Origin of the sequence: Georgenia wutianyii, from assembly GCF_006349365.1 — a bacterium.
GTDB lineage: Bacteria > Actinomycetota > Actinomycetes > Actinomycetales > Actinomycetaceae > Oceanitalea > Oceanitalea wutianyii.
Genome location: NZ_CP040899.1, coordinates 189,284 through 212,346, shown reverse-complemented (window position 1 = coordinate 212,346; position 23,063 = coordinate 189,284). Strand labels below are relative to the sequence as shown.

The following is a 23,063-nucleotide window of genomic DNA, read 5'->3' as shown; positions in this document are numbered from 1 at the left end:
CCCCTCGGAGCCCGGTTCCCGTGAGCGGGGACCGGGCTCCGGCATGCCCGGGGGCTAGGCTCACTCGTCGTGGCACCCCTTGAGAACTCGCTGTGGCAGGACGGACCGTGGGAGCACCGGTTCGTCGCGGCCAACGGCGCTCGCTTCCACGTCGTCCTCGCGGGACCGGAGGGCGGTGACCTCGTCGTGCTCCTCCACGGGTTCCCGCAGTTCTGGTGGGCCTGGCGCGCGCAGGTCCGCGCGCTGGCCGAGGCCGGCTACCGGGTCGCGGCGATGGACATCCGCGGCTTCGGCGGCTCGGACAAGCCGCCCACCGGACACGCCATGCAGGTGCTCACCGCCGACGTCGGCGGGGTGGTCCGTTCCCTCGGGCACGAGAACGCCGTCGTCGTCGGGCACGACCTCGGTGGCCTGCTCGCGTGGTCGATGCCCGTCCTCGAGCCGCGGACGACCCGCGCCGTCGTCGTCCTCGGCGCGCCCCACCCGGTGCCGCTGCTGCGCCCGAACAACCACCTGGGGGTCCGCGCGCGGCTCTTCCTCACCAGGATCCAGGCGCCGTGGTTCCCCGAGCGCGCACTGCGCCACGGCAACCTCGTCGACCGTCTGCTCACCGACGCCTCCGCACCCGGGCGGGTGCTGCCCGAGGACGAGCTGCGCAGCTATCGGGCCGGGGTGCGCCTGCCCTCGGTCGCGCACACGACGCTCGAGCACCTGCGCTGGCTCGTGCGCTCGACGCCGCGACCGGCGGGCCGCCGCTACCTCGCCGCGATGGCGAGCCCGGTGACCGTGCCCGTGCTCAGCGTGCGCGGCGGCGCCGACCGCTTCACGCCGTCGGCGGCCTTCGCCTCCGACGCCCAGCACGTGCGCGGCCCGCTGCGCACCGCCGTCGTCCCGGAGGCGGGCCACTTCCTCCCGGAGGAGGCCCCGGACGAGGTCTCCGCCCTGCTCCTCGACTTCCTCGCCACCCTCCCCGACTAGCCACCCTCCCCTCCCCTCCCCCTCCCCTCCGCCGACAGCCGACTTCCGCACGACAGCGGACTTCGTGCCGACAGCCGAGTTCCGCACGACAGCCGAGTTCCGCGCGACAGCGGAGTTCGTGCCGACAGCCGAGTTCCGCGCGAGCGCCGAGTTCCGCACGACAGCCGAGTTCCGCGCGAGCGCCGAGTTCCGCGCGACAGCCGAGTTCGTGCCGACAGTGGAGTTCCGCACGACAGCCGAGTTCCGCGCGACAGCCGAGCTCCTCGGGCGCGGTTCCGCCGCTACTCCGGGAGCTTGACGAGCGCCTCGGCCGCCTCCGGGTCCGTCTCCCCGACGCCGTAGCTCGGACACAGGTCGGCGAGCACGCACGCCCCGCAGGCGGGCTTGCGGGAGTGGCAGACCCGGCGGCCGTGGAAGATCAGGCGGTGGCACGCCATCGTCCACCGCTCCCGCGGCAGGACGGCGGCGATGTCCCGCTCCGCCTTGACCGCGTCCTTCTCGGTGCTCCACCCGAGCCGGCGCGCGAGCCTGCCGACGTGCGTGTCGACGGTGATCCCCGGGATCCCGAACGCGTTGCCGAGGACGACGTTGGCGGTCTTGCGCCCCACGCCGGGCAGGCGGACGAGCGCGTCGAGGTCAGCGGGCACGTCACCCCCGTGCTCCTCGAGCAGCGCCGCGGCGAGGCCACGCAGGGACGTCGCTTTGGCCCGGAAGAAGCCGAGCGGCCGCAGCACCTGCTCCAGCTCCTCCTGCCTGGCGGCCGCGAGCCCGGCGGGACCGGGCCAGCGCCGGAACAGCTCCGGGGTCACCTGGTTGACCCTGACGTCGGTGGTCTGGGCGGACAGCACGGTGGCGACGAGGAGCTCGAACGGGGTGGTGAAGTCGAGCTCGCACCGGGCGTCGGGCCACTGCTCCGTGAGGCGGTCGTCGACCTCGACGGCAGGCGCCGGAGGACGTCCGAGCCCTGTCCGGTCGCTGCTCATCGCGCCAGGTTACGGGCAGTTCTGCGGACTCGGTGGCAGGATGGACGCCAGGGCCTGGCAGCCCGCCGATACACCGACAGATGGGAAGCCACCGTGGACGACTCCGCGATCAGTTCTGTGCCCCTCTTCGCGGCTCTCGACGACGAGGCCCGCGCGGCCCTGCGCGAGGCCATGCAGGAGGTCAGCCTGCGCCGCGGGGAGACCCTCTTCCACGAGGGAGACCCGGGTGACCGCCTGTACCTCGTCATCGAGGGCAAGATCAAGCTCGGGCACCGCTCCAGCGACGGCCGGGAGAACCTCCTGGCCATCCTCGGCCCGGGCGAGCTCCTCGGCGAGCTCACCCTCTTCGAGCCCGGCGAGCGCACCGCGACGGCCACCGCCGTCGCGACCACCCGGCTGCTCGAGCTCCAGCACGACCCGTTCATGCACCTCATCGACACCCGGCCCGAGCTCGCCAAGCACATGCTGCGCGCGCTCGCCCACCGGCTGCGTCGCACCAACGAGGCGCTCGCCGACCTCGTGTTCTCCGACGTGCCCGGCCGCGTGGCCAAGGCGCTGCTCGACCTGTCGGTCCGCTTCGGCGAGCAGACGCCCGACGGCCTGCGCGTCGCGCACGACCTCACGCAGGAGGAGCTGGCCCAGCTCGTCGGTGCCTCGCGCGAGACGGTGAACAAGTCCCTCGCGGACTTCATCGCCCGCGGCTGGATCCGGCTCGAGGGCCGCGCCGTCCAGATCCTCGACCTGGAGCGGCTCAAGCGCCGCGCCCGCTGAGCACGACAGAACCCGCCGAGAGTACGGTTCCCGCCCGGTCACCCGGGACGAGGGCCGCACTGTCGGCGGGTTCTGTCATGCACGGAACTCGGCTGTCGCGAGGAACTCCGCTGTCGCGAGGAACTCGGCTGTCGGCAGGAACTCCGCTGTCGCGAGGAACTCGACTGTCGCGAGGAACTCCGCTGTCGCGAGGAACTCGGCTGTCGGCGGAGGGGGCGGTCAGCGGAGGGCGACGACGAGCTCGATCTCGACGGGGGCGTCGAGCGGCAGCGCACTCACGCCGACGGCGCTGCGGGCGTGGAGGCCCGCCTCGCCGAAGACCTCACCGAGCAGGTCCGAGGCACCGTTGACCACGCCGGGCTGGCCGGTGAAGGACGGGTCGCTCGCAACGTAGCCCACGACCTTGACGACGCGGACGACGACGTCGAGGTTCCCGACGGTCGCGGCGATCGCCGCAAGACCGTTGAGGGCGGCGGTGCGGGCGAGCTGCTGCGCCTGCTGCGGCGTCACCAGCCCTTCCCCGTCGCCGACCTTGCCCGTGACCGGCAGCGCCCCGTCGACCATCGGCAGCTGGCCCGAGGTCCACACGAAGTCGCCGTGGCGCACCGCGGGCACGTAGTTCGCCACCGGCAGCGGGACCGCCGGCAGGCGCAGGCCGAGCTCGCGGAGCCGGTCGGAGACGCTCACTGCTTGGGCCGCTTCAGGTAGGCGACGAGGTTCTGCGACGGCCCCGGCACCACCTGGACGAGCTCCCAGCCGTCGGCGCCCCACTGGTCGAGGATCGCCTTGGTGCTGTGGATGAGCAGAGGAATCGTTGCGTACTCCCAGGTCGTCATCCCGTCATCCTAGGCCTGGCGGATCTTCGCGAGGATGCGGGGAGCCCGCTCCGCGCGAAGCTCTGCCATGACGTCGTCGTCCTCGTCCTTCAGCCGCTCCGTCCACGACGCGACCTCGGGGTAGCGGCGGAGCAGCGCCCGCCGCTCCCGCTCCGTCAGACCGCCCCACACCCCGAACGTCACGTGCGCGTCCAGGGCGTCCGCCAGGCACTCCATGCGCACCGGACACCTGAAGCACAGCTCCCGTGCGGCCCGCTGGGCCGCACCTCGTACGAACAACTCGTCCGGCTCGACCTGACGGCACGCTGCGCGTGCCGCCCACGTCTGGTCCTCGAAGGAGCTCATCCCCACCTCCTGCGTCGTCGCGGCGTCCTTGCCGCCGATGTTCGCGCAACCGTAACCCCACTTGGCGGTCCCTAGGAAGGGCCTTAGAGGAAACGTGACCTAGGGGTGACATGGAGATCTCGTGGAGACACCAGGTGAAATGTCCCACGGCCTCGACGCCTCACGGTGCCCGCCCCTTACTCTGGAGCAATGGCCTCACGTCCTTCGCCGCGCGGGCGCGCCGTCCGACCCGTCCAGCTCGTCGCGATGATGATCGCCTTCCTGCTCATCGCCATCGCGGGCGGACTTCTCACCGCGGGCCTGCTGCTGCCGGCCGTCGGCTCGGTGGGGGCCGTCGGGAACGCGACCACCGACCTGTTCGACGACCTGCCCACCGAGCTGGAGATCGACGAGCCCTCCGAGCAGAGCGTCATGCTCGACGCGGACGGCAACGTCCTGGCGACCTTCTTCGCGGAGAACCGCATCGTCGTCGGCTTCGACGAGATCTCCCAGCACATGAAGGACGCGGTCGTCGCCGTCGAGGACCACCGCTTCTACGAGCACGGCGGGGTCGACCCGGACGGCATCCTGCGCGCCACCGTCCGCAACATCACCGGGGGTGACCTCGAGGGTGCCTCGACGCTCACCCAGCAGTACGTGAAGAACGTGCAGATCGAGGAGAGCCGGGTCCTCAACGACCCCGAGCTCTACCAGGCAGCCACCGAGACGACGATCGCGCGCAAGCTCCGTGAGGCCCGCCTCGCGATCGCGCTCGAGCAGGTGCGGACCAAGGACGAGATCCTCACCGGCTACCTCAACATCGCGCAGTTCGGCCCCTCCCAGTGGGGTGTCGAGGCGGCCGCGCACCACTACTTCAACAAGTCGGCGGCCGACCTCAGCATCGCCGAGTCGGCGATGCTCGCGGGCATCACCCAGTCCCCGGCCCGCTGGGACCCGGTGACCAACCCGGAGAACGCCCAGCAGCGGCGCAACACCGTGCTCGGCACGATGCTGCGCGAGGGCTTCATCTCCCGCGCCGAGTACGACGAGGCCGTGGCGATCCCGATCGCGGACATGCTCGACGTCCAGGAGGCCCCGCGCGGCTGCGGCGTCGCCGGCAACGCCGCCTACTTCTGCCAGTACGTCGTCAACGAGATCCTTCTCAACGACGCCTACGGCGAGACCGTCGAGGACCGCCGTCAGCTGCTCAACCGCGGCGGCCTCACCATCCACACGACGCTCGACCCGGCCAAGCAGCAGGCGGCCTTCGACGCCCTCGTCGGCTCGGTCCCTGTCGACGACCCGTCGGGCATCTCGATGGCGCTGTCCTCGATCGAGCCCGGCACCGGCCGCATCTACGCGATGGCGCAGAACACCCGCTACGGCGTCGCCTCCGAGGCCGACCCGCGCGCGACCCAGGTGAACTACAACGTCGGCCAGTCCCACGGTGGCGGCTCCGGCTTCCAGTCCGGTTCGACGTTCAAGGTCTTCACCCTCGTCCAGTGGCTGCGCGATGGACACTCGCTCATGGAGCGGGTGAACTCCGCCAACCGGTTCTTCCCGAGGCGGGACTGGACGATCTCCTGCGCACCGGAGTACGCCGACAACTACGAGCCCAAGAACCTCGAGGGCTTCGGCGGCGGCAGCGAGACCGTGCTCGAGTCGACCCGGACCTCGATCAACACCTCCTTCGTCGTCATGGCGCAGCAGATGGACCTGTGCGCCATCACCGGCATCGCCGCCGACATGGGCGTCGAGACGGGCTCGGGGGAGCCGCTGCAGAACAACCCCGCGATGATCCTCGGCTCGAACACCGTCACCCCGCTGTCGATGGCCAACGCCTACGCCACGCTCGCCGCCGGCGGCATCGCCTGCGAGCCGGTCGCCATCACCCGGATGCAGGACCGCAACGGTGAGGAGATCACCGTCCCGCCCTCGGACTGCAAGCGGGTGCTGGAGGAGGACGTCGCGAACGCGGCGAACTACGCGCTCCAGTCGGTCATGGGCCCGGAGTGGGACTCCACCGGCTCCACCGCGCGCATCCCCCCGCGCCCGTCCGCAGGCAAGACGGGCACGGCGAACGAGGACATGCACGCCTGGTTCATCGGGTACGTCCCGCAGATGTCGACGGCGGTGTGGATGGGGCACTCCGACCGGGACGAGCAGATGGGCTACGAGGTCATCAACGGCCAGTGGCGCAACCGCGTGTACGGCGGACTCATCGCCGCCCCGACGTGGAAGGCCTACATGCTCCGGGCGACCGAGGGCATGCCGATCGAGAACTTCGCCCCGGCGAGCCCGCGGGCCGTCCAGGGCGAGCGGCTGCGCGTGCCGAGCATCGGCGGGCAGACCGTCGAGCAGGCCCAGCAGACGCTCGAGGCCGCCGGGTTCACCGTGCGCATCGGCGACGCCGTCGACTCCGGCTGGCCGGTCGGCCTCGCCGTGGCGACGACCCCGGAGGCCGGCAGCCAGGCGCCCGCCGGCAGCACCGTGACGATCTACACTAGCGGTGGACGCCAGAGCGAGGCCGGGGAGGACCCCGCGGGTGGCGGTGACGGCGAAGACGCCGGCGCGAACCCCTCCGGTGACGACCCAGGGAACTCGGGCGAGAACCCGGGCAACGGCGGCAACCCCGGCGAGGGCCGGGGCCGCGGCGGGGACGACGACTGACCGTGATCACACGCCTCACGAGCGCCCTCGGCCTGTCCGCGCTCGGCGCCCTCGGCTGGGCCGTCGCCGAGACCCGCATGTTCACCGTCCGGGCCCACACGCTCCCCGTCCTGCCGGCGGGCAGCCGGCCGCTGCGCATCCTCCACGTGTCCGACCTCCACCTCACGCCGGGGCAGCGGCTCAAGCAGTCCTGGGTGCGCCGCCTCGCCGAGCTCGAGCCCGACCTCGTCGTGTCCACCGGTGACAACCTCGCGCACGAGGACGCCGTCCCGGCGGTCCGCAGCGCGCTGGGCCCGCTCCTCGACGTGCCGGGCGTGTTCGTCCTGGGGTCCAACGACTACTACGGCCCCCGGCCGAAGAACCCCGCGCGCTACCTGGTGCCCTCCTCGCGGCGCAAGGAGAAGAGCGACCCGAGCCTGCCGCTGCCCACCGGCGACCTCATCGCGACGCTGTCCTCCGGCGGCTGGCTCGACCTCACGAACACCCGCGGCCGCCTCGAGGTGGCCGGCCACTCGATCTCCTTCGTCGGCGTGGACGATCCCCACCTCGACCGCGACCGCATGGCCGCCCCCGCGGAGCGCGCCGACCTCCACCTCGGGGTCACCCACGCGCCCTACACGCGGGTGCTGGACGCGATGGTCGACGACGGCTGCACGCTCGTCCTCGCGGGGCACACCCACGGCGGGCAGCTGCGCGTGCCGGGGTACGGCGCCCTCGTGACCAACAGCGACCTGGACACCGGCCGGGCGAGCGGCCTGCACGGGTGGCCCGGGGCGCGGCCGGACGCACCCGGCGGCGAGGGCTCCGCGTGGCTCAACGTGTCCGCGGGGATGGGCACCTCGCCCTACACGCCGGTGCGGTTCGCGTGCCGGCCCGAGGTGAGCCTGCTCCAGCTCATGCCGCGCGCGTGAGCGATCTCCCTCACACCGCGGGGTGCCGGTTTCACTCCCGGCCACCTGCTCCGCTATCCTGATCTGGCTTCACCGGGGTGTGGCGCAGCTTGGTAGCGCGCCTCGTTCGGGACGAGGAGGTCGTGGGTTCGAATCCCGCCACCCCGACGGTGAACTGGCCGCCGACCTGCAGGAATGCAGGTCGGCGGCCGTTTTTCTCCCCGCCCCGATCGGCACCGCGACGCGACGACGACGACGCACGGCGCGCAGCGAGAGGCACCCCCCGCGGATCTGCGGTGAGGTCGACAGCGGGTCCGGGAGAGGTCCGAGCAGAGGCGCTCATCATGGTGTCCGGCCCGCCGATAGGTGTGGGCACGAGCCGGCAGGTCGCGCTCGGGGGCCCCGGCGCACCCGCGCCGAGCCCGCTCGGAGCCGCCTGCCGCACACTCCCGAAAGGCGACGGGTCCCCCCAAGCGCAGTTCGGGAAGCCTAAAATATGAGCAGCAGCGTCACGACAGCCTACGGAAGCGCCTCCATGTCCCAGTTCACCCGACCTCTGCTTCACCCGGTCGACGACGCACCCTCCACCGAGCGGGGCGTCGACCCTGCCGCCCTCGCCGCCCGCGGCGTCGCGGTGCCCTACTACGACGCCTTCGGCGTCCTTCGGCACACGCCGGCCGAGACTCTTGCCCGCCTGGCGGCCCGGCTGTCCCCGGCTCCTCCGCCCGCGCCCCTCGTCGCTACTCCCGGCAGGTGGCACCCCGAGCTTCACGGCCGCGTGGAGCTGGAGGACGGGGACGTCATCGACGTCGCCGGTGCGCTGCCCGCGGACGCGGTCGGCTACCACCACCTCCTCGGCCCGGACGGGTCGCGCCGCCTGGTCCTGGCCGCCCCTGAGCATCTGCCCCAGCCCGGGCGGACGTGGGGCTGGGCGGTGCAGCTGTACGCCGCGCGCACGGACGCCTCCTGGGGCATCGGCGACTTCGCCGACCTGGAGACGATCGCCCGCCGCGCCAGGCAGTCCGGCGCCGGCATGGTGCTCATCTCCCCCGTCCACGCCACCGCGCCCACCGCGCACCAGACCAACTCCCCCTACTCCCCGTCCTCGCGGGAGTGGCTCAACCTGCAGCACGTCGCAGTCGGCCAGGCGCCCGACGCCGAGCTCGTCGACCTGTCCGACCTCGCCGCCAAGGGCCGGGCGCTGAACTCCGAGCGGCGCATCGACCGCGACCGCGTCTGGGAGCTGAAGCTCACCGGGCTGCGCCGCATCTGGGAGGCCATCGGCCGACGGCTGCCCCGCGAGGCCGAGCGCTTCGTCACCGAGGCGGGAGAGGACCTGGCCCGCTTCGCCACCTACTGCGTCATCACCGAGGAGCTCGGCCAGCCGAGCTGGCGCGAGTGGCCCGAGCCCCTGCAGCGGCCGGACTCCCCAGCCGTGCTCGCCGTTCGTGAGCGGGCTGCGAGCGAGGTGGCCTTCTGGTCGTGGTGCCAGTGGATCGCCGACCTCCAGTTCGCCCGCGCGTGCTCCGCGGGGGTGGACGTCGTGGCCGACCTGGCCGTGGGCTTCGACTCCTGCGGCGCGGACGCCTGGGTGTACCAGGACGCCATCGCCACCGGCTTCGAGGTCGGGTGCCCGCCCGACCGCCACAACCGGGAGGGGCAGCGGTGGGGACTGCCGCCGCTGGACCCCGACGCGCTGGTGCGGATGGACCTCGAGCCGTTCGTGAAGATGGTGCGCGCCGGGCTCCGCCACGCCGGAGCGCTGCGGATGGACCACGTCATGCAGCTGTGGCGCCTGTTCTGGGTGCCCTCGGACCGCACCGCACACGTCGGTGCCTACGTGCACTACCCGGTCGACGCCCTCCTGGCGGTCCTACGCATCGAGGCCCACCGGGCCGGGGCGTGGGTGTGCGGGGAGGACATGGGCACCGTCGCCGAGGGCGTGCGGGAGACGATGGCCGACATCGGCATGCTCGGCTACCGGGCCGCGATGCGCACCCGGCCGGGCGACAACCCGGTCCAGTCCATGGCCACCTCCTCGACCCACGACCAGGTCACCGTCGCCGGGTGCGTCACCGGGTCCGACACCCTCGACCTCGAGGCGATCGGCAAGGCGTTCGACCCCGAGCACGCCGCCCGCCAGACGCGCGACCTGCGCCGTCAGGCAGGCATCGACGAGCACAAGGCCGGCGCCGAGGTCACCGAGGCCGAGATCGCCGACGCCGTCCTCGCCCAGTACTCCCGGGTGGCACACAGCCCTTCCCTCGTGGCCGTGGTGACCCTGGACGACGCCGGCGCGGTCGCCGAGCGGCCCAACATGCCCGGCACCGTCGACGCCTGGCCGAACTGGCGCCTCGGCCTCCCGGGTGGGGTCACCGGCGTCCTGGACGGCGAGCTCGCCGGCCGCATCGCGACCCTCATGCGCGGGGCAGGCAGGTAGGGGCCACCCCTTCGGTCCTGCGAACGGCCCGGCACCGCACGGTGCCGGGCCGTTCGTCGCGCTCAGCCGCCGAGCGCGGGCCAGCCGTTGGGCAGGCAGCCGTCCAGCCCGAGCGTCTGCTGGAGCATCACCGGCGCGGGAGCGCCCGGGACGGGGCAGCGCACGTGCGCCTGGCCCAGGACGTGGCCGACCTCGTGGCTCACGAGGTAGCGGCGGTACTCGGCGACCGTGCCGCCCGCCTCGAGGAACGGCTCGGCCCCGTGGGCCCAGCGCTCGGCGTTGAGCACGGCGAAGCCGACCCGCCCGCACGAGACGCGCCCGCCGGTGGCCACGGGGGCGCACAGCGCGTCGGTGGTGGCCGGGGAGGCGAGCGTGACGTCGACGTCGGCCTCGCCGTCGGTGCGGGCGAAGACGATGCTTCCGTCGTGGCCCCAGCCGCGTTCGTCGTTGAGCGTCGCCATGACCTGACGGGCGAACTCCTGGCCGTCGATGCCGAGGCCCACCTCGACGAGAACGCGCACGCTGACCGTGCGGCCGGCCTCCCGCGGCGGGTCCGAGCGGCCGCGGACGGTCCGCACGTCGCCACCGGCGTCGTGGGGGATCTCGAGGCGCCACAGGCCGCCCTGCTCGGGGACGAACCCGAGGGTCGGCGACTTGGACGGAGGCACCTCGACCGCGGCCTGTCGCCCGGCCACGACCTTGTGCGCGCCGTCGTCGGGCGGGGCGATGAAGCCGGTGGTCGCGCCGACGGCCAGGAGCCACGCGAGTACCGGCACGAGCCTCGACCCGCGCGTCATCTCACCCCTCCTGCCCGTCGCCGCGCCACACGCGGCCCTGGGGCTCAGCCCTGCTGAGCCTGCGCCTCGGCGACCTTGGTGCGGACCTCGTCCATGTCCAGGCCCTTGACCTGCTCGATGAGCTTCTCGAGCTGCGGGCCGGGCAGCGCACCGGCCTGGGAGAAGACGAGGACACCCTCGCGGAAGGCCATGAGGGTCGGGATGGCGGTGATCCCGGCCTGCGCGGCGAGCTCCTGCTCGGCCTCGGTGTCGACCTTGGCGAAGACGATGTCGGTGTACTCCTCGGAGGCCTTCTCGTAGATCGGGGCGAACCGCTTGCACGGCCCGCACCATTCGGCCCAGAAGTCGATGAGCACGATGTCGTTGTCAGTGATGGTCTGCTCTAGCGTGCTCGCGGTCACGTCGGTCGTCGCCATGCTTACTCCTGTAGACGGGGATTTCTCGACTGGTCAACGCTTCACGCCCCCGGCTATTCCGATGCTCGGCCCGGACGTGCGCGCGACCCTAGGCTGGTCTCATGTCGAGGTTGTCACGTCCGCCGCACTGCCGCACGCTCGGCCACCGGACGGACGGCGGCTGGTCGCCGCCTGCCTGGGAGCAGCGGTTCCGGGCCGGCGAGGTCGAGGTGCCGGAGTGGGCACGCGACGCGCCGGACCGCGCCTGCGTCGTCGCGACGGTCGACGGGCGGCCCCAGGTGCACTCCTGGCAGGCGAGCACGAGCCTGCTCCTCCCGGCCACCGACCGGCCCGCCGGCACGACCGAGGCGACCATCGACCCGCCGGGCGACTGGCTGTGGTGGTTCGACGACACCGACGGCGACGAGTACGGCGTGTGGCGGCGTCAGCGCTTCGGCACGCCGCCGGGCCGGGCGACCGAGACCCCGATCCCGCTGCCCCCGGCGTACGGTGCCGGGCTGCACCTCGCGCGCGACGGCACCGGCGTCGTCGGACGCAGCGACCCGGATCACGGGACGACGATCCACCAGATCTTCCTCGGCCCGCTCGCCGCGACGTCCTCGCCCGTCCTCCTGTACGCCGGGGACGGGGACGCCGAGGCCTCCGCGCTGAGCGACGACGGCAACCTCCTCGCCGTCGGGCACGCCGAGCACGGCGACGCCCGCCACCCGGCCGTGCGGGTGCTCGCCGCCGACACCGGCGCCCGGGTCGCCGACCTCACCGACGGCCCCGGCCTGGGGGTGTGGGCGCTGGCCTTCGCGCCCGTCCCCGGCGACACCCGCCTCCTCGTCCTCCACGAGCGCACCGGCGTGCCGCGGGCGGCGGTGTGGGACGTCGTCGGTGGCGCGTGGCGCGAGCTCGCCCTCGACGTCGACGGCGAGGTGGCCGACGCCGTCTGGTACCCGTCGGGGGACGCGGTGCTCCTCGCCGTCGACCACCACGCGCGCACCCGCCTCTACCGCCACGACCTGCGGACCGGGCGCAGCACCGTGGTCGGTCCGACCACCGGCACGGTCGAGGAGGCGACGGCGCGACCCGACGGGGAGGTGTGGTTCTCCTGGTCCTCGGCCGCGCAGCCGCCGGCGCTGCGCACCACCCGCAGTGAGCGGCCGCTCATCGTGCCCGTCGGCCCACGCCCGCGGCCCTCGGTGGAGGTCCGCGACGTCGAGGTCGAGGGTCCGGGCGGCACGATCCACTCCCTCCTGCGGCTGCCGACGGGCGGACAGGCGCCCTACCCCGTCGTCGTCGACGTCCACGGCGGGCCGGCGGACCACCGCACCGACTCCTTCTCCCCCACTCTCGCGGCGTGGGTCGACCAGGGCTTCGCCGTGCTCAGCGTGAACTTCCGCGGGTCGACCGGCTACGGCACCCGGTGGCGCGACGGGATCGAGGGGCAGGTCGGCCTCGTCGAGCTCGCCGACATCGCGGCCGTCCACGACCACCTCGTCGCGGCCGGCACGCTCGACCCCGCCCGCTCGGTGCTCGCCGGCGCCTCCTGGGGCGGCTACCTCACCCTCCTCGGCCTGGGCACCCAGCCCGAACGGTGGTCCCTCGGCCTGGCCGACGTGCCCGTCGCGGACTACGTGGCCGCCTACGAGGACGAGACGGCCCAGCTCCAGGCCTTCGACCGGGCCCTGTTCGGGGGCAGCCCGGAGGAGGTCCCCGCGGCGTACGCGGCGGCCAGCCCCATCACCTACGTCGAGGACGTGCGCGCGCCCGTCCTCGTCCTCGCCGGGCTCAACGACCCTCGCTGCCCGCTGCGGCAGGTGGAGCGCTACGTCGACGCCCTGCGCCGGCGCGGCGGGACGGTCGAGCTCTACCAGTTCGCCGCCGGTCACGGCTCGCAGGTGGACGCCGAGCGGATCCGCCAGCTCCGACTGCAGCTCGACTTCGTCCGGCGGCACCTGGGCTGAGGGCGGGCGCCGGGAGTTGGTAGCGTTCCGGCGTGCTCCAACCGACCGACCAGACCTCCACCCGACTGGACTGGGTGGACCTCGCCAAGGCGGTCGCCATCGTCCTCGTCGTCCTCTACCACGTCGGGGGGACGGGGGCCGGGCGCCTCCTGCCCGGCGCGGACAGCTGGGCGGTCGACGGCTGGCGGCTGGTCAACTCCGCACTGCTGCCGGTCCGCATGCCGCTCTTCTTCCTCGCCTCGGGGGTGCTCGCGGCCCGCGCGCTGGAGCGCGGGTGGCGGCGGCTGCTGCGGCCACGGGTGGGCAACCTGCTGTGGCCCTTCCTCCTGTGGAGCGTCGTCTTCGCCCTCGTCACCGGCTTCGCGTACGCGCCGGAGGACCCCCTCGGCTACGCCCGCGACAACCTCGCCGCCATCCCGGTCGGCGGCACCGCCTACTGGTACCTCTCGGTCCTCGTCGTCCTCTTCGTCACCGCCCGGGTGCTCCGCCGGTTCGGCTCCTCGCTCCTCGTGCTCGCGACGGTCGCGGTGGGCGTCGCGCCGCTCGTCGCGCCCGCCCTGGCCGACGTCGTCGGGGAGGCCGCCGCCACGAACGTCGCCCGCGTCTGCTACTTCGCGGTCTGGTACTTCATCGGCTGCTTCGGGCGCCCGCTCGTCGAACGCGTCGCCGGGCTGGCCCCGTTGCCGCTGCTCGCCGTCGCCGTGCCGGCGTACGTCGGGCTCGTCCTGCTCGTGTACGTCCGCGGCACGAGCGTCGACCTCTCGGCGGTGATGTCCCTCGTCGGCCTCACCGCCGCGCTCGTGCTCTCCGCGTGGGCGGCCCGGGCCGGCTGGGTGCGCCGCCTCGCTCGGTACCTCGGTGCCCGCACGCTGGCCATCTACGTGCTGCACCCGATCCTGCTCAACCTGCTCGTCGTCGTCGCCCGGGAGTCGGGGTGGGTCGCGCCGGGAAGCCCGCTCTTCGCGCTGCTCCTCGTCCCCCTCCTGTCCCTCGCCCTCACGGCGGCCGCGACCGGGCTGTACGACCTGTCCGGGCGCGTGGGCCTGGGCTGGCTGTTCACCCTGCCGGGCCGGCGGGCATGACGCCGTCCCGCCGCGGTGGCAGGGCCACCCCGGCGGGACGGGAGGAGCGGGTCAGGCGCGGGCGAGCAGCCGCTCGGCGAGCAGCTCGGCGATCTGGATGGTGTTGAGCGCGGCGCCCTTGCGCAGGTTGTCGCCGACGACGAACAGGGCCAGGCCGCGCCCGCCCTCGACGCTCTGGTCCTGGCGGATGCGCCCGACGAACGTCGCGTCCTGCCCGGCCCCCGCGAGGGGGGTCGGGACGTCGGCGAGCTCGACGCCGGGGGCGCCGGCGAGGAGCTCACGAGCCCGCTCGGGCGTGATCGGACGCTCGAACTCGGCGTTGACCGACAGGGAGTGGCCGGTGAAGACCGGGACGCGCACGCACGTGCCGGAGACGGCGAGGTCGGGCAGGCCGAGGATCTTGCGCGACTCGTTGCGCAGCTTCTGCTCCTCGTCGGTCTCCTCGCTGCCGTCGTCGACGATGCTGCCGGCGAGCGGGACGACGTCGAAGGCGATCGGCGCGACGTAGGTCTGCGGCTCGGGGAGCGTGACCGCGGAGCCGTCGTGGACGAGCGCCGTCGGGTCCTGCTCGACGGCGGCACGCACCTGCGTGTCGAGCTCCCGCACACCGGCGAGCCCGGAGCCGGAGACGGCCTGGTAGGTCGACACGACGAGGCGCTTGAGCCCGGCCTCCTCGTGGAGCACCTTGAGGGTGGGCATCGCGGCCATGGTCGTGCAGTTCGGGTTGGCGACGATCCCGGTGGGGATGTCCTCCAGCGCCTCGGGGTTGACCTCGGAGACGACGAGCGGCACCTGGGGGTCCTTGCGCCACGCCGAGGAGTTGTCGACGACGAGCGCGCCCGCCGCGGCGAAGCGCGGGGCCTGCTCCTTGGACGTCGCGCCGCCCGCGGAGAACACCGCGATGTCGATGCCGGCGAGGTCCGCCGTCGCGACGTCCTCGACGACGACGTCCTGGCCCTTCCACGGGAGGGTCGTGCCCGCGGAGCGCGCCGAGGCGAAGTAGCGGATGCTCGCGACCGGGAAGTCGCGCTCCTCGAGGATGCGGCGCATGACCGCGCCGACCTGTCCGGTCGCGCCGACGACGGCGAGGTTGACGCCGCGTGCCTGCTCGCTCATCGGCCCGTCCCCCCGTACACGACGGCCTCGGACTCGCTGCTGTCGAGGTCGAAGGCGGTGTGGACGGCGCGGACGGCGCCGTCGAGGGACTCGGCTCGGGTGACGACCGAGATGCGGATCTCGGAGGTGGAGATCATCTCGATGTTGATGCCCGCGTCGGACAGTGCCCCGAAGAGGCGGGCGGAGACGCCCGGGTGGGAGCGCATGCCGGCGCCGACGAGGGAGAGCTTGCCGATCTGGTCGTCGTAGCGCAGGTCGGAGTAGCCGAGGTCGCCGGCGGCGGCGCGCAGCGCGGCGAGCGTGCTCGGGCCGTCGGCCTCCGGGAGGGTGAAGGAGATGTCGGTGAGGCCGGTCGCCGCGGAGGAGACGTTCTGGACGATCATGTCGACGTTCGCCCCGGCCTCGGCCACGACGGCGAACAGGCGGGCGGCCGCGCCGGGCACGTCGGGCACACCCATGACGGTGATCTTGCCCTGGCTGCGGTCGTGGGCGACCCCGGCGATGATCGGCTCTTCCATACTGCTTTCCTCCGAGGAGTCGTCGGTGCGGATCCAGGTCCCGATCTTGTTGGAGAACGAGGACCGCACGTGGATGGGCACCCCGTAGCGGCGGGCGTACTCCACCGCGCGCAGGTGCAGGATCTTGGCGCCGTGCGCCGCCATCTCCAGGGTCTCCTCGCTGGTGATGTCGGTGATCTGGCGGGCGGTGGGGACGATGCGCGGGTCGGCGGTGAACAGGCCGTCGACGTCGGTGTAGATCTCGCACACGTCAGCACCCAGCGCCGCGGCGAGGGCGACGGCGGTGGTGTCCGAGCCGCCGCGGCCGAGCGTCGTCACGTCCATCGTCTCGCTCACGCCCTGGAAGCCGGCGACGATCGCCACGCCGCCCTCCTCGATCGTCCGCGCGATGCGCTCGGGCACGACGCCGACGATCGAGGCCTTGCCGTGCGCGGCGTCGGTGAGGACGCCGGCCTGCTGGCCGGTGTAGGAGCGGGCCTCGACACCGAGCTCGGAGATCGCCATGGCGAGCAGCGACATCGAGATGCGCTCACCGGCGGTGAGGAGGATGTCGAGCTCACGCTCGGAGGGGCTGTCGGTGACCGAGGCGGCGAGGTCGAGCAGCTCGTCGGTCGTGTCGCCCATGGCCGAGACCACCACGACGACGTCGTTGCCCGCTTCCTGGGTCTCCACGATGCGTTTCGCGACGCGCTTGAGGCTGGTGGCGTCGGCGACGGACGAACCGCCGAACTTCTGCACGACTAGGGGCACGAGAGGAGCTCCGCTGGTGGTGGTGTGCACGAGGAGCCGCCGCGAGCGGCACGGCCCCGGAACGCGCCACAGTCTAGCGGTCCCGCATCGTGGGCCTCCTGGAGTCCGCGTGGTGGGAAGCGCCGGCGGCTCAGCGGGTGAGGACGTCCCAGCCGAGGCGGGTGATGAGGGCGAGGACGACGACGAGGAAGACGACCCGGATGAACCCGCTGCCCTTGGCCACGGCCATCCTCGCCCCGATGTAGCCGCCGGTGAGGTTGGCGAGGCCGAGCGCGAGGCCGAGGCCCCACAGCACCGCGCCGTAGGGCACGAAGAAGATGAGCGCGCCGAGGTTGGTCGCGAAGTTGACGATCTTCGCCAGCGCCGTGGCCGGGAGGAAGGCGTAGCCGAGGACGGAGACGAGGCTGATGACGAGGAAGGTGCCGGTGCCGGGGCCGAGCAGCCCGTCGTAGGCGCCGATCACCAGGCCGAGGCCGGCGGCGGCGAGGTGGTGGCCCCGGCCGGTCCACCGCAGGTCGGTCTGCGCGCCGATGCGCGGGCGGGCGATGGTCCAGGCGGCGACCGCGACGAGGACGACGAGAATGATCGGGGTGAACAGCTCGGCGGGGATCTGGGCGGCGAGCGCCGCCCCGCCGACGGCGCCGGCGAGCGCGGCGAGCGCCATCGGTGCCGCGGTCCGCAGGTCCGGGCCCACCCGCCGGTAGTAGGTGAGCGAGCTGACCGACGTGCCCATGATCGAGCCGACCTTGTTCGTCGCGAGCGCCTCGACGGGGCTGATCCCCGGGACGAGCAGGAGGGCCGGTAGCTGGATGAGGCCCCCGCCGCCGACGACGGCGTCGACCCACCCCGCGGTGAGGGCGGCGAGCAGGAGGAGGACGAGGGTGAGCACGTCCAGGTCGGGAGGCACGGGGCACATCCTGCCTCACGTCGGCCCGGGCCGGGCCGACCGTCCGGTCAGTCGATCTCGGCGTGCAGCGCGTCGAACTCGGCGTCGGCGGCGACGTCGGCGGGGACGTCGAGGCGCACGTGCGAGAGGACGGACAGGAGGGTGCGCAGCGCCGACGCCGCCCGGTCACCCCAGTTGGACAGGTAGGAGAACTGCCACCACCACAGCGCCTCGACGTCGTTGCCCGCCCGGTGGTGCTGCAGCCCCTGGCGCAGGGCGTGAGCGACCTCGGCAAGGTCGGCGGAGAGGGTGGCGGTGACGGAGACGTTGTCGACGAGCGGGTCGGGCACCTCGCGGTACTCGTCCAGGCCCTCGAGGAGGTTCGCCAGGCCGAGGCGCAGCGGGTCGGTGTCGGGCTCGGTGCCGTCGTCGGGCTCGAAGCGCTCGGGCGGGACGACGTCGACCACCGCGCCGAGACGGGCGCCGGCGGCCGAGAGGTCGGCGACGGCGAGCAGCAGGAGGGACATCGCGGCGTCGGGGTGCGCGCCCGCGGCGACCTCGGTGACCGTGGCGAGGTAGCGCTCGGACTCGGCGGCCATGGCCGCGGCGAGGGCGCGCAGGTCGGCGACCTCGGCCGCCGCCTCGGCGGCCCGGACGGGGTTGTGCTCAGGCATCGATCCTCCTACGTCCCTCGAACGCGCGGCCGAGGGTGATCTCGTCGGCGTACTCCAGGTCCCCGCCGACCGGCAGCCCGGAGGCCAGCCGGGAGACGGGCACGCCCATGCCCCGCAGCATTCGCGCGAGGTAGGTGGCGGTGGCCTCCCCCTCGATGTTCGGGTCGGTGGCGAGGATGACCTCGGTGACCGTCCCGTCCGCGAGGCGCGTCATGAGCTCGCGGATGCGCAGGTCGTCGGGTCCGATGCCGTTGATCGGGTTGATGGCGCCGCCGAGCACGTGGTACTTCCCGCGGAACTCGCGGGTGCGCTCGATGGCGACGACGTCCTTGGCCTCCTCGACGACGCACAGGACGTCGCTGCTGCGGCGGGGGTCGGAGCAGATGCGGCACAGCTCCGCCTCGGAGACGTTGCCGCACACGGCGCAGAAGCGGACCTTGGACTTCACCTCGGTGAGCGCGTGCGCAAGGCGCTCGACGTCGGCGGCGTCGGCGGCCAGGACGTGGAACGCGATGCGCTGCGCGCTCTTGGGTCCGACCCCGGGGAGTCGCCCGAGTTCGTCGATGAGGTCCTGGACCGCGCCTTCGTACACACGACCAGCCTACGTCCCCCCACCCACACGAGGTTGCCGCCTGGCCCGGACGCGCCCCAGAGCTCCGCCGTCACGCCCAACCTCCCTGTCGTGCACAACTCCGCTGTCACGCACAACTCCGCTCTCGCGGACGGAATCCCTCCCCCTCTCCCCCGCGAGAGCGGACTTCCGCACGAGAGCCGAGTTCCGCACGAGAGCCGGGTTCCGCACGAGAGCGGACTTCCGCACGAGAGCAGAGTTCCGTGCGAGAGTAGAGGTCCGTGCGAGAGCCGAGTTCCGTGCGAGAGCCGAGTTCCGTGCGAGAGCCGAGTTCTGCTCGGGAGCGGGGTTCCGAGCGGTCAGTCCTCGGAGATGATCGTCCCGCCGAGCATCCGCTCGATGAGGGGAGCCCCGACGAGACCGGAGTTCTCGGCGTCGGGGTCGTCCATGCTCGGGGTGTCGTCCGCCGGGGCGACCATCCGCCGGCTCTCCGGCGCGGAGGCCGCGCTCTGGGCCGAGCCGCCGGGGGCGTGCCGCTCCCACGGGCGCTCGCCGGACCGCTGCCCCTGCTCGGGCGCGGCCTGGGCGCGGCGCGGCGCGGGAGGAGCCGCGTCCTCGGGGCTGGGCACGGAGGGGCCCGGGTCCGGCGGGAAGGAGTCGGCGTCCGGCTCGGGCGGGCCGGACCAGGCCTCGGACGCTCCAGGCTCGGCCGGGCTCGCGGCGGAGGGGCCGGGGGCGCCCTCGTCGGACGGGCTCGCCACCGGGGCGCCGGGGCTGTCGGGCTGCGGGGCGGCGGGCGTCGCCGGTGCGGGTGTGGCCGGTGCCGGGGCGGCGAGGGCCGGTGCTGCCGGGGCCGACCATCCCTGCTCGGCGGGGGGCTGGCCCGCCGCGCTCCAGCCGCCGGCGGCGTACGGCATCCCCTGGTCGCCGCCCTCGGCCGCCTGGCTGAGCACCGCCTCGATGCGCAGCTGGACGCCGAGCGTCTCGAGCAGCGCCCGCTGCAGGGCGTCGGCGTGGGTGCCGGTGCGGAAGGTGTGGGCGAGCCCGCCGGTGTTGAAGGCCAGGTGGAGCACACCCCCGGACACCTCACCGACGTGCGCGTTCTGCGAGACGAGGGTCCACGTCGTGCGCTTGAAGCGGGCGAGGGTCGCGAGGACCTCGTTCCAGCGACGTCGGACGAGGTCCGCGTCGGGGCCGGCCTGGCCCCCCGCGGGCTGGACGGGGGTGTCCGGCGACGTCGCTGGGGGCGCCGCGGCAGCCGCGGACGGCGCCTCGTGACGCTGCCAGGCGCTCGCGCGCTGCGCCGGCGCCTCGCTCGTGGCCGGGGTCGGCTCGGGAGCCGGGGCGGGACGGGACGGTTCGCGGGACGCCCGGGTCTGCTCCTGCGAGCCGGCGGCCTCCTGCTGCTTCGCGGGCGCGCCGGTCGCCCGGGGCGACGCGGTGTCCTCGCTCGCACCGCCCGCGGGCGGTCGGTCGGGGGACGGCGCCGGACGCTGCGTGGCGGGCGGCTCGTGCTGCGTGCGCTCCTGCCGCGCGGGCGGCTCGGTGGGCGGGGTCTGCGGCGTCGCCGATGCCGCCGGGGCGGTCACGGGCCGGGCGGGACCGCGCGTCGGCTCCACACGCGTCTGCGAGACGGACGGGGAGGTGACGGGCTCGGCGGGACCGCGCGTCGGCTCCACGGGCGTCTGCGAGGCGGTCTGCCCACCCGCAGCGGGCGGGGACGCAGGGGCGGGCGCGGGCCGCTGGGCTGCCGGAGGAGCGGGCTGCACGGCCGCAGGGGCGGACGCGGCGGACCCACCGGCGGACAGGTACCGCTCGATGCGGTCCAGGCGCGCGCCGAACCCGCGGCCGGCGTCGTCGGCAGCGGGCAGGAGCAGACGCGCGCACAGCAGCTCGAGCTGGAGACGCGGGGAGGTCGCGCCGCTCATCTCGGTGAGGGCGTCGTTGACGAGGTCGCCGGCCCGGGAGAGCTCGGCCGGGCCGAGCTGCTGGGACTGCACGCGCATCCGCTCGAGCTGGTCGGCGGGCACGGAGCGGAGCACCGCGGCCGCATGGTCCCCGGACACCGCGATGATGACGAGGTCGCGGATCCGCTCGAGGAGGTCCTCGGCGAAGCGCCGCGGGTCGTGCCCGGAGTCGATGACGCGGTCGACCACGCGGAAGAGGCTCGCGCCGTCACGGGCCGCGAGGGCGTCGACGACGTCGTCGAGCAGGGTGGCGTGGGTGTAGCCGAGGAGCGCGACGGCGCGCTCGTAGCTGACCTCGCCGTCCTGTGCGCCGGCGATGAGCTGGTCGAGCACCGACAGCGAGTCACGCACGGAGCCGCCGCCGGCCCGCACGACGAGGGGCAGCACGCCGGTGGCCACCGCCACGCCCTCGGCGGCGCACAGCTCCTCGAGGTAGCCCTGCAGCCGCTCGGGTGGCACGAGCCGGAAGGGGTAGTGGTGGGTGCGCGAGCGGATGGTCCCGATGACCTTCTCCGGCTCCGTCGTCGCGAAGACGAACTTCACGTGCGCCGGGGGCTCCTCGACGAGCTTGAGCAGGGCGTTGAAGCCCTGGCTCGTCACCATGTGGGCCTCGTCGATGATGAAGATCTTGTAGCGGTCACGGGCCGGGGCGAAGGCGGCCCGCTCACGCAGCTCGCGGGCGTCGTCGACACCACCGTGCGACGCCGCGTCCATCTCGACGACGTCGAGCGAGCCCGCGCCGTCGCGTGCGAGGTCGACACAGCTCGGGCACGTCCCGCACGGGGTGTCGGTAGGCCCCTCTGCGCAGTTGAGGCAGCGCGCGAAGATCCGGGCCGACGTCGTCTTCCCGCAGCCGCGCGGGCCGGAGAAGAGGTAGGCGTGGGTGATCCGGTCGCCGCGCAGCGCGGCGCGGAGCGGGTCGGTGACGTGCTCCTGCCCGATGACGTCCGCGAAGGTCTCGGGCCGGTAGCGGCGGTACAGGGCGGTGCTCACCCGAAGAACTCTAGGCGTCTTCGAGCCCGCGTGGGGCCGCCGTGTGGATGCCCACGCGGACATGCGAGGACCCCTCGCGCACCCGCCAGAGCCCACCTGCCCTTGCTGCCTTCCGGCCCTGGGGGAGTTCAGTGGGGTGACGCCACGCGAGGGGTCGGCGACCAGTCTAACCGACGCGCGCAGTGAGGGATGCCGCACACCTGTGGTCGGCGGTTCGATCGGCGCCCCGACCTCGGGTACCCTCTACACAGCCAGGAGGATTCGCCTAGTGGCCTATGGCGCACGCTTGGAAAGCGTGTTGGGTTAACGCCCTCGGGGGTTCGAATCCCCCATCCTCCGCAGCAGAACGGGCCCGCCGGTCGACCGGCGGGCCCGTTCGCGTCTCTCCCCCTCCCGCGCGGGGCGAGGCGCACCTAGTATCGACGGGTGATCTTCAAGGCAGTCGGCGACGGGCGTCCGTACCCCGACCACGGGGTGGAGACCACCCGCGCCTGGGCCGCCGTCGCCCCACGGCAGGTCCGGCTCGACGAGCTCGTCACCACCAAGCGTGAGCTCGACCTGCGTCACCTCCTCGCGGAGGACTCGACCTTCTACGGGGACCTGTTCGCCCACGTCGTCTCCTGGCGCGGCACGCTCTACCTCGAGGACGGCCTCCACCGCGCGCTGCGGGCCGCCCTCCAGCAGCGTCTGCACGTCCACGCCCGGGTGCTCGAGCTCAACCCCGACGGCACGGTGGTCCCGCCCGCCTGAGGGCCGGCGGTCCGTCGTTTCACGCAAAGTCAGGCGCAGCCGTTACCTTGGCTCTGTGACGACCGACCTCACCGAGGCACAGCGACGCCGTGCCGCCCGTCGCCGCCACCTCCAGCAGCGGCAGACGCTGATCTTCGGCATCCTCATCACGGCGATGGTCGCGGTGGCGCTCGTCGCCGCGGCGATGTGGGGCGGTGTCATCCCTTCGCCCTTCGCCCGGCCGTTCAGCTCCCCGGAGCCCACGGACGCCGAGGCGCCGGCCGTGCCGTGCCCGCCCGCCGACGCGCTGCCCGCCCCGTTCCCCGAGATCAACGCGAACGTCTACAACGCGACCGACCAGAGCGGCCTCGCCGCGCGCACCGCCCGCGGGCTCGCGCAGTACGGCGTCGTCATCGCCCAGGAGTCCAACTACGGCGGCAGCTTCGAGGGCGTGGCGGACATCGTCGCCGGCCCGCGCGGCCTGCAGGCGGCCTACACCGTCGCCGCGATCATCCCGGGCTCGACCGTCTCCCTCGACGGCCGGGACGACGCGACCGTCGACGTCATCCTCGGCGGGGCGTTCAGCGAGGTCCCCGCCCCCGAGGCGGCGGGCTTCGACCCCAACGAGCCGCTCGCGCCGCCGCCGGGCTGCTCCCCGGTCACCGTCCCGGACGACGACGTCGTCGAGGAAGCGCCCGCCGCGGGCTGACCCGCCCAGCC

At 73.6% G+C, this 23,063-nt stretch carries 22 protein-coding genes, 2 tRNA genes and 1 other RNA gene; 12 read left to right on the top strand and 13 right to left on the bottom strand.

Going from position 1 to position 23,063, the window contains the following annotated elements; genetic code table 11:
* The first annotated feature begins 69 nt into the window (after nucleotides 1-69).
* Nucleotides 70-978: an alpha/beta fold hydrolase gene (locus tag FE251_RS00960; RefSeq protein WP_139947444.1), complete on the top strand. Its 909-nt coding sequence runs from the start codon at nucleotides 70-72 to the stop codon at nucleotides 976-978.
* A gap of 64 nt (nucleotides 979-1,042) precedes the next feature.
* Complete coding sequence (locus FE251_RS15385) at nucleotides 1,043-1,276, top strand: hypothetical protein (protein WP_168202605.1); 234 nt, start codon at nucleotides 1,043-1,045, stop codon at nucleotides 1,274-1,276.
* Here the strand turns inward: FE251_RS15385 and nth are convergent.
* Nucleotides 1,260-1,961 carry an endonuclease III gene (gene nth / locus FE251_RS00950; RefSeq protein ID WP_139947443.1) on the bottom strand — a complete coding sequence of 234 codons (702 nt, stop codon included), beginning with the start codon at nucleotides 1,959-1,961 and terminating at the stop codon, nucleotides 1,260-1,262. The genes FE251_RS15385 and nth overlap by 17 nt on opposite strands.
* A 93-nt stretch (nucleotides 1,962-2,054) precedes the next feature.
* Between nth and FE251_RS00945 the strand changes: the two genes are divergently transcribed.
* Nucleotides 2,055-2,732 carry a Crp/Fnr family transcriptional regulator gene (locus FE251_RS00945; protein ID WP_230976489.1) on the top strand — a complete coding sequence of 226 codons (678 nt, stop codon included), beginning with the start codon at nucleotides 2,055-2,057 and terminating at the stop codon, nucleotides 2,730-2,732.
* Nucleotides 2,733-2,951: 219 nt separating this feature from the next.
* Here the strand turns inward: FE251_RS00945 and FE251_RS00940 are convergent, their stop codons facing one another.
* From FE251_RS00940 to FE251_RS00930, 3 genes are read right to left on the bottom strand one after another with little or no spacing between them, the layout of a single operon-like run.
* Nucleotides 2,952-3,419 carry a RidA family protein gene (locus tag FE251_RS00940; RefSeq protein ID WP_139072744.1) on the bottom strand — a complete coding sequence of 156 codons (468 nt, stop codon included), beginning with the start codon at nucleotides 3,417-3,419 and terminating at the stop codon, nucleotides 2,952-2,954.
* On the bottom strand, nucleotides 3,416-3,568 hold the full coding sequence (locus FE251_RS00935) for a DUF4177 domain-containing protein (protein WP_139947441.1): 153 nt from the start codon (nucleotides 3,566-3,568) through the stop codon (nucleotides 3,416-3,418). The genes FE251_RS00940 and FE251_RS00935 overlap by 4 nt, the downstream gene beginning before the upstream one ends.
* A 9-nt stretch (nucleotides 3,569-3,577) precedes the next feature.
* Nucleotides 3,578-3,913, bottom strand: a complete 336-nt coding sequence (locus tag FE251_RS00930) for a WhiB family transcriptional regulator (protein ID WP_139072742.1) — start codon at nucleotides 3,911-3,913, stop codon at nucleotides 3,578-3,580.
* Nucleotides 3,914-4,102: 189 nt separating this feature from the next.
* Here FE251_RS00930 and FE251_RS00925 point away from each other — a divergent pair, with 189 nt between their 5' ends.
* The 4 genes from FE251_RS00925 to malQ all read left to right on the top strand — a co-directional run bounded on the left by FE251_RS00925 (nucleotide 4,103) and on the right by malQ (nucleotide 9,892).
* A complete protein-coding gene (locus FE251_RS00925; protein WP_139947440.1) occupies nucleotides 4,103-6,562 on the top strand; it encodes a transglycosylase domain-containing protein in 2,460 nt (819 codons plus the stop codon).
* Complete coding sequence (locus FE251_RS00920) at nucleotides 6,559-7,473, top strand: metallophosphoesterase (RefSeq protein ID WP_407925290.1); 915 nt, start codon at nucleotides 6,559-6,561, stop codon at nucleotides 7,471-7,473. Before FE251_RS00925 ends, FE251_RS00920 begins: the two co-directional genes overlap by 4 nt.
* A gap of 73 nt (nucleotides 7,474-7,546) precedes the next feature.
* A tRNA-Pro gene (locus tag FE251_RS00915) sits at nucleotides 7,547-7,620 on the top strand.
* Nucleotides 7,621-7,987: 367 nt separating this feature from the next.
* The gene (malQ, locus tag FE251_RS00910; protein ID WP_139072740.1) at nucleotides 7,988-9,892 is read left to right on the top strand and encodes a 4-alpha-glucanotransferase; all 1,905 of its coding nucleotides are present in this window, start codon (nucleotides 7,988-7,990) and stop codon (nucleotides 9,890-9,892) included.
* Between the two features lie 62 nt (nucleotides 9,893-9,954).
* Here malQ and FE251_RS00905 read toward each other — a convergent pair whose 3' ends face one another.
* Nucleotides 9,955-10,689: a DUF3152 domain-containing protein gene (locus tag FE251_RS00905; RefSeq protein ID WP_139072739.1), complete on the bottom strand. Its 735-nt coding sequence runs from the start codon at nucleotides 10,687-10,689 to the stop codon at nucleotides 9,955-9,957.
* A gap of 44 nt (nucleotides 10,690-10,733) precedes the next feature.
* A complete protein-coding gene (gene trxA, locus FE251_RS00900; RefSeq protein WP_139072738.1) occupies nucleotides 10,734-11,105 on the bottom strand; it encodes a thioredoxin in 372 nt (123 codons plus the stop codon).
* A gap of 101 nt (nucleotides 11,106-11,206) precedes the next feature.
* Here trxA and FE251_RS00895 point away from each other — a divergent pair, with 101 nt between their 5' ends.
* Both FE251_RS00895 and FE251_RS00890 read left to right on the top strand, forming a co-directional pair.
* Entirely contained in the window at nucleotides 11,207-13,057 is a 1,851-nt protein-coding gene (locus FE251_RS00895) for a S9 family peptidase (protein ID WP_139947438.1), read from the top strand.
* Between the two features lie 32 nt (nucleotides 13,058-13,089).
* Nucleotides 13,090-14,139 carry an acyltransferase family protein gene (locus tag FE251_RS00890; RefSeq protein WP_139947436.1) on the top strand — a complete coding sequence of 350 codons (1,050 nt, stop codon included), beginning with the start codon at nucleotides 13,090-13,092 and terminating at the stop codon, nucleotides 14,137-14,139.
* Nucleotides 14,140-14,190: 51 nt separating this feature from the next.
* On the opposite strand, the gene FE251_RS00885 is transcribed toward FE251_RS00890, so the two are convergent.
* The 7 genes from FE251_RS00885 to ffs all read right to left on the bottom strand — a co-directional run bounded on the left by FE251_RS00885 (nucleotide 14,191) and on the right by ffs (nucleotide 21,773).
* Nucleotides 14,191-15,255, bottom strand: a complete 1,065-nt coding sequence (locus FE251_RS00885; RefSeq protein WP_139072736.1) for an aspartate-semialdehyde dehydrogenase — start codon at nucleotides 15,253-15,255, stop codon at nucleotides 14,191-14,193.
* Entirely contained in the window at nucleotides 15,252-16,523 is a 1,272-nt protein-coding gene (locus FE251_RS00880) for an aspartate kinase (RefSeq protein WP_139072735.1), read from the bottom strand. The genes FE251_RS00885 and FE251_RS00880 overlap by 4 nt, the downstream gene beginning before the upstream one ends.
* 130 nt (nucleotides 16,524-16,653) lie before the next feature.
* Complete coding sequence (locus FE251_RS00875) at nucleotides 16,654-17,430, bottom strand: TSUP family transporter (protein WP_230976488.1); 777 nt, start codon at nucleotides 17,428-17,430, stop codon at nucleotides 16,654-16,656.
* 47 nt (nucleotides 17,431-17,477) lie between these two features.
* Entirely contained in the window at nucleotides 17,478-18,083 is a 606-nt protein-coding gene (locus tag FE251_RS00870; RefSeq protein WP_139947433.1) for a DUF5063 domain-containing protein, read from the bottom strand.
* Nucleotides 18,076-18,675: a recombination mediator RecR gene (gene recR / locus FE251_RS00865; RefSeq protein ID WP_139947431.1), complete on the bottom strand. Its 600-nt coding sequence runs from the start codon at nucleotides 18,673-18,675 to the stop codon at nucleotides 18,076-18,078. Before recR ends, FE251_RS00870 begins: the two co-directional genes overlap by 8 nt.
* 338 nt (nucleotides 18,676-19,013) lie before the next feature.
* A complete protein-coding gene (locus FE251_RS00860; protein ID WP_139947429.1) occupies nucleotides 19,014-21,614 on the bottom strand; it encodes a DNA polymerase III subunit gamma and tau in 2,601 nt (866 codons plus the stop codon).
* 62 nt (nucleotides 21,615-21,676) lie between these two features.
* An RNA gene (ffs, locus tag FE251_RS00855) (signal recognition particle sRNA small type) lies at nucleotides 21,677-21,773 on the bottom strand.
* Nucleotides 21,774-21,868: 95 nt separating this feature from the next.
* Here ffs and FE251_RS00850 point away from each other — a divergent pair.
* From FE251_RS00850 to FE251_RS00840, 3 genes are all read left to right on the top strand, one after another.
* Nucleotides 21,869-21,953 (top strand) — tRNA-Ser (locus tag FE251_RS00850).
* An 87-nt stretch (nucleotides 21,954-22,040) separates the two neighbouring features.
* Nucleotides 22,041-22,364: a type II toxin-antitoxin system VapB family antitoxin gene (locus FE251_RS00845; RefSeq protein ID WP_139947427.1), complete on the top strand. Its 324-nt coding sequence runs from the start codon at nucleotides 22,041-22,043 to the stop codon at nucleotides 22,362-22,364.
* A gap of 55 nt (nucleotides 22,365-22,419) precedes the next feature.
* A complete protein-coding gene (locus FE251_RS00840) occupies nucleotides 22,420-23,052 on the top strand; it encodes a LytR C-terminal domain-containing protein (RefSeq protein ID WP_139947425.1) in 633 nt (210 codons plus the stop codon).
* Nucleotides 23,053-23,063: the final 11 nt, after the last annotated feature.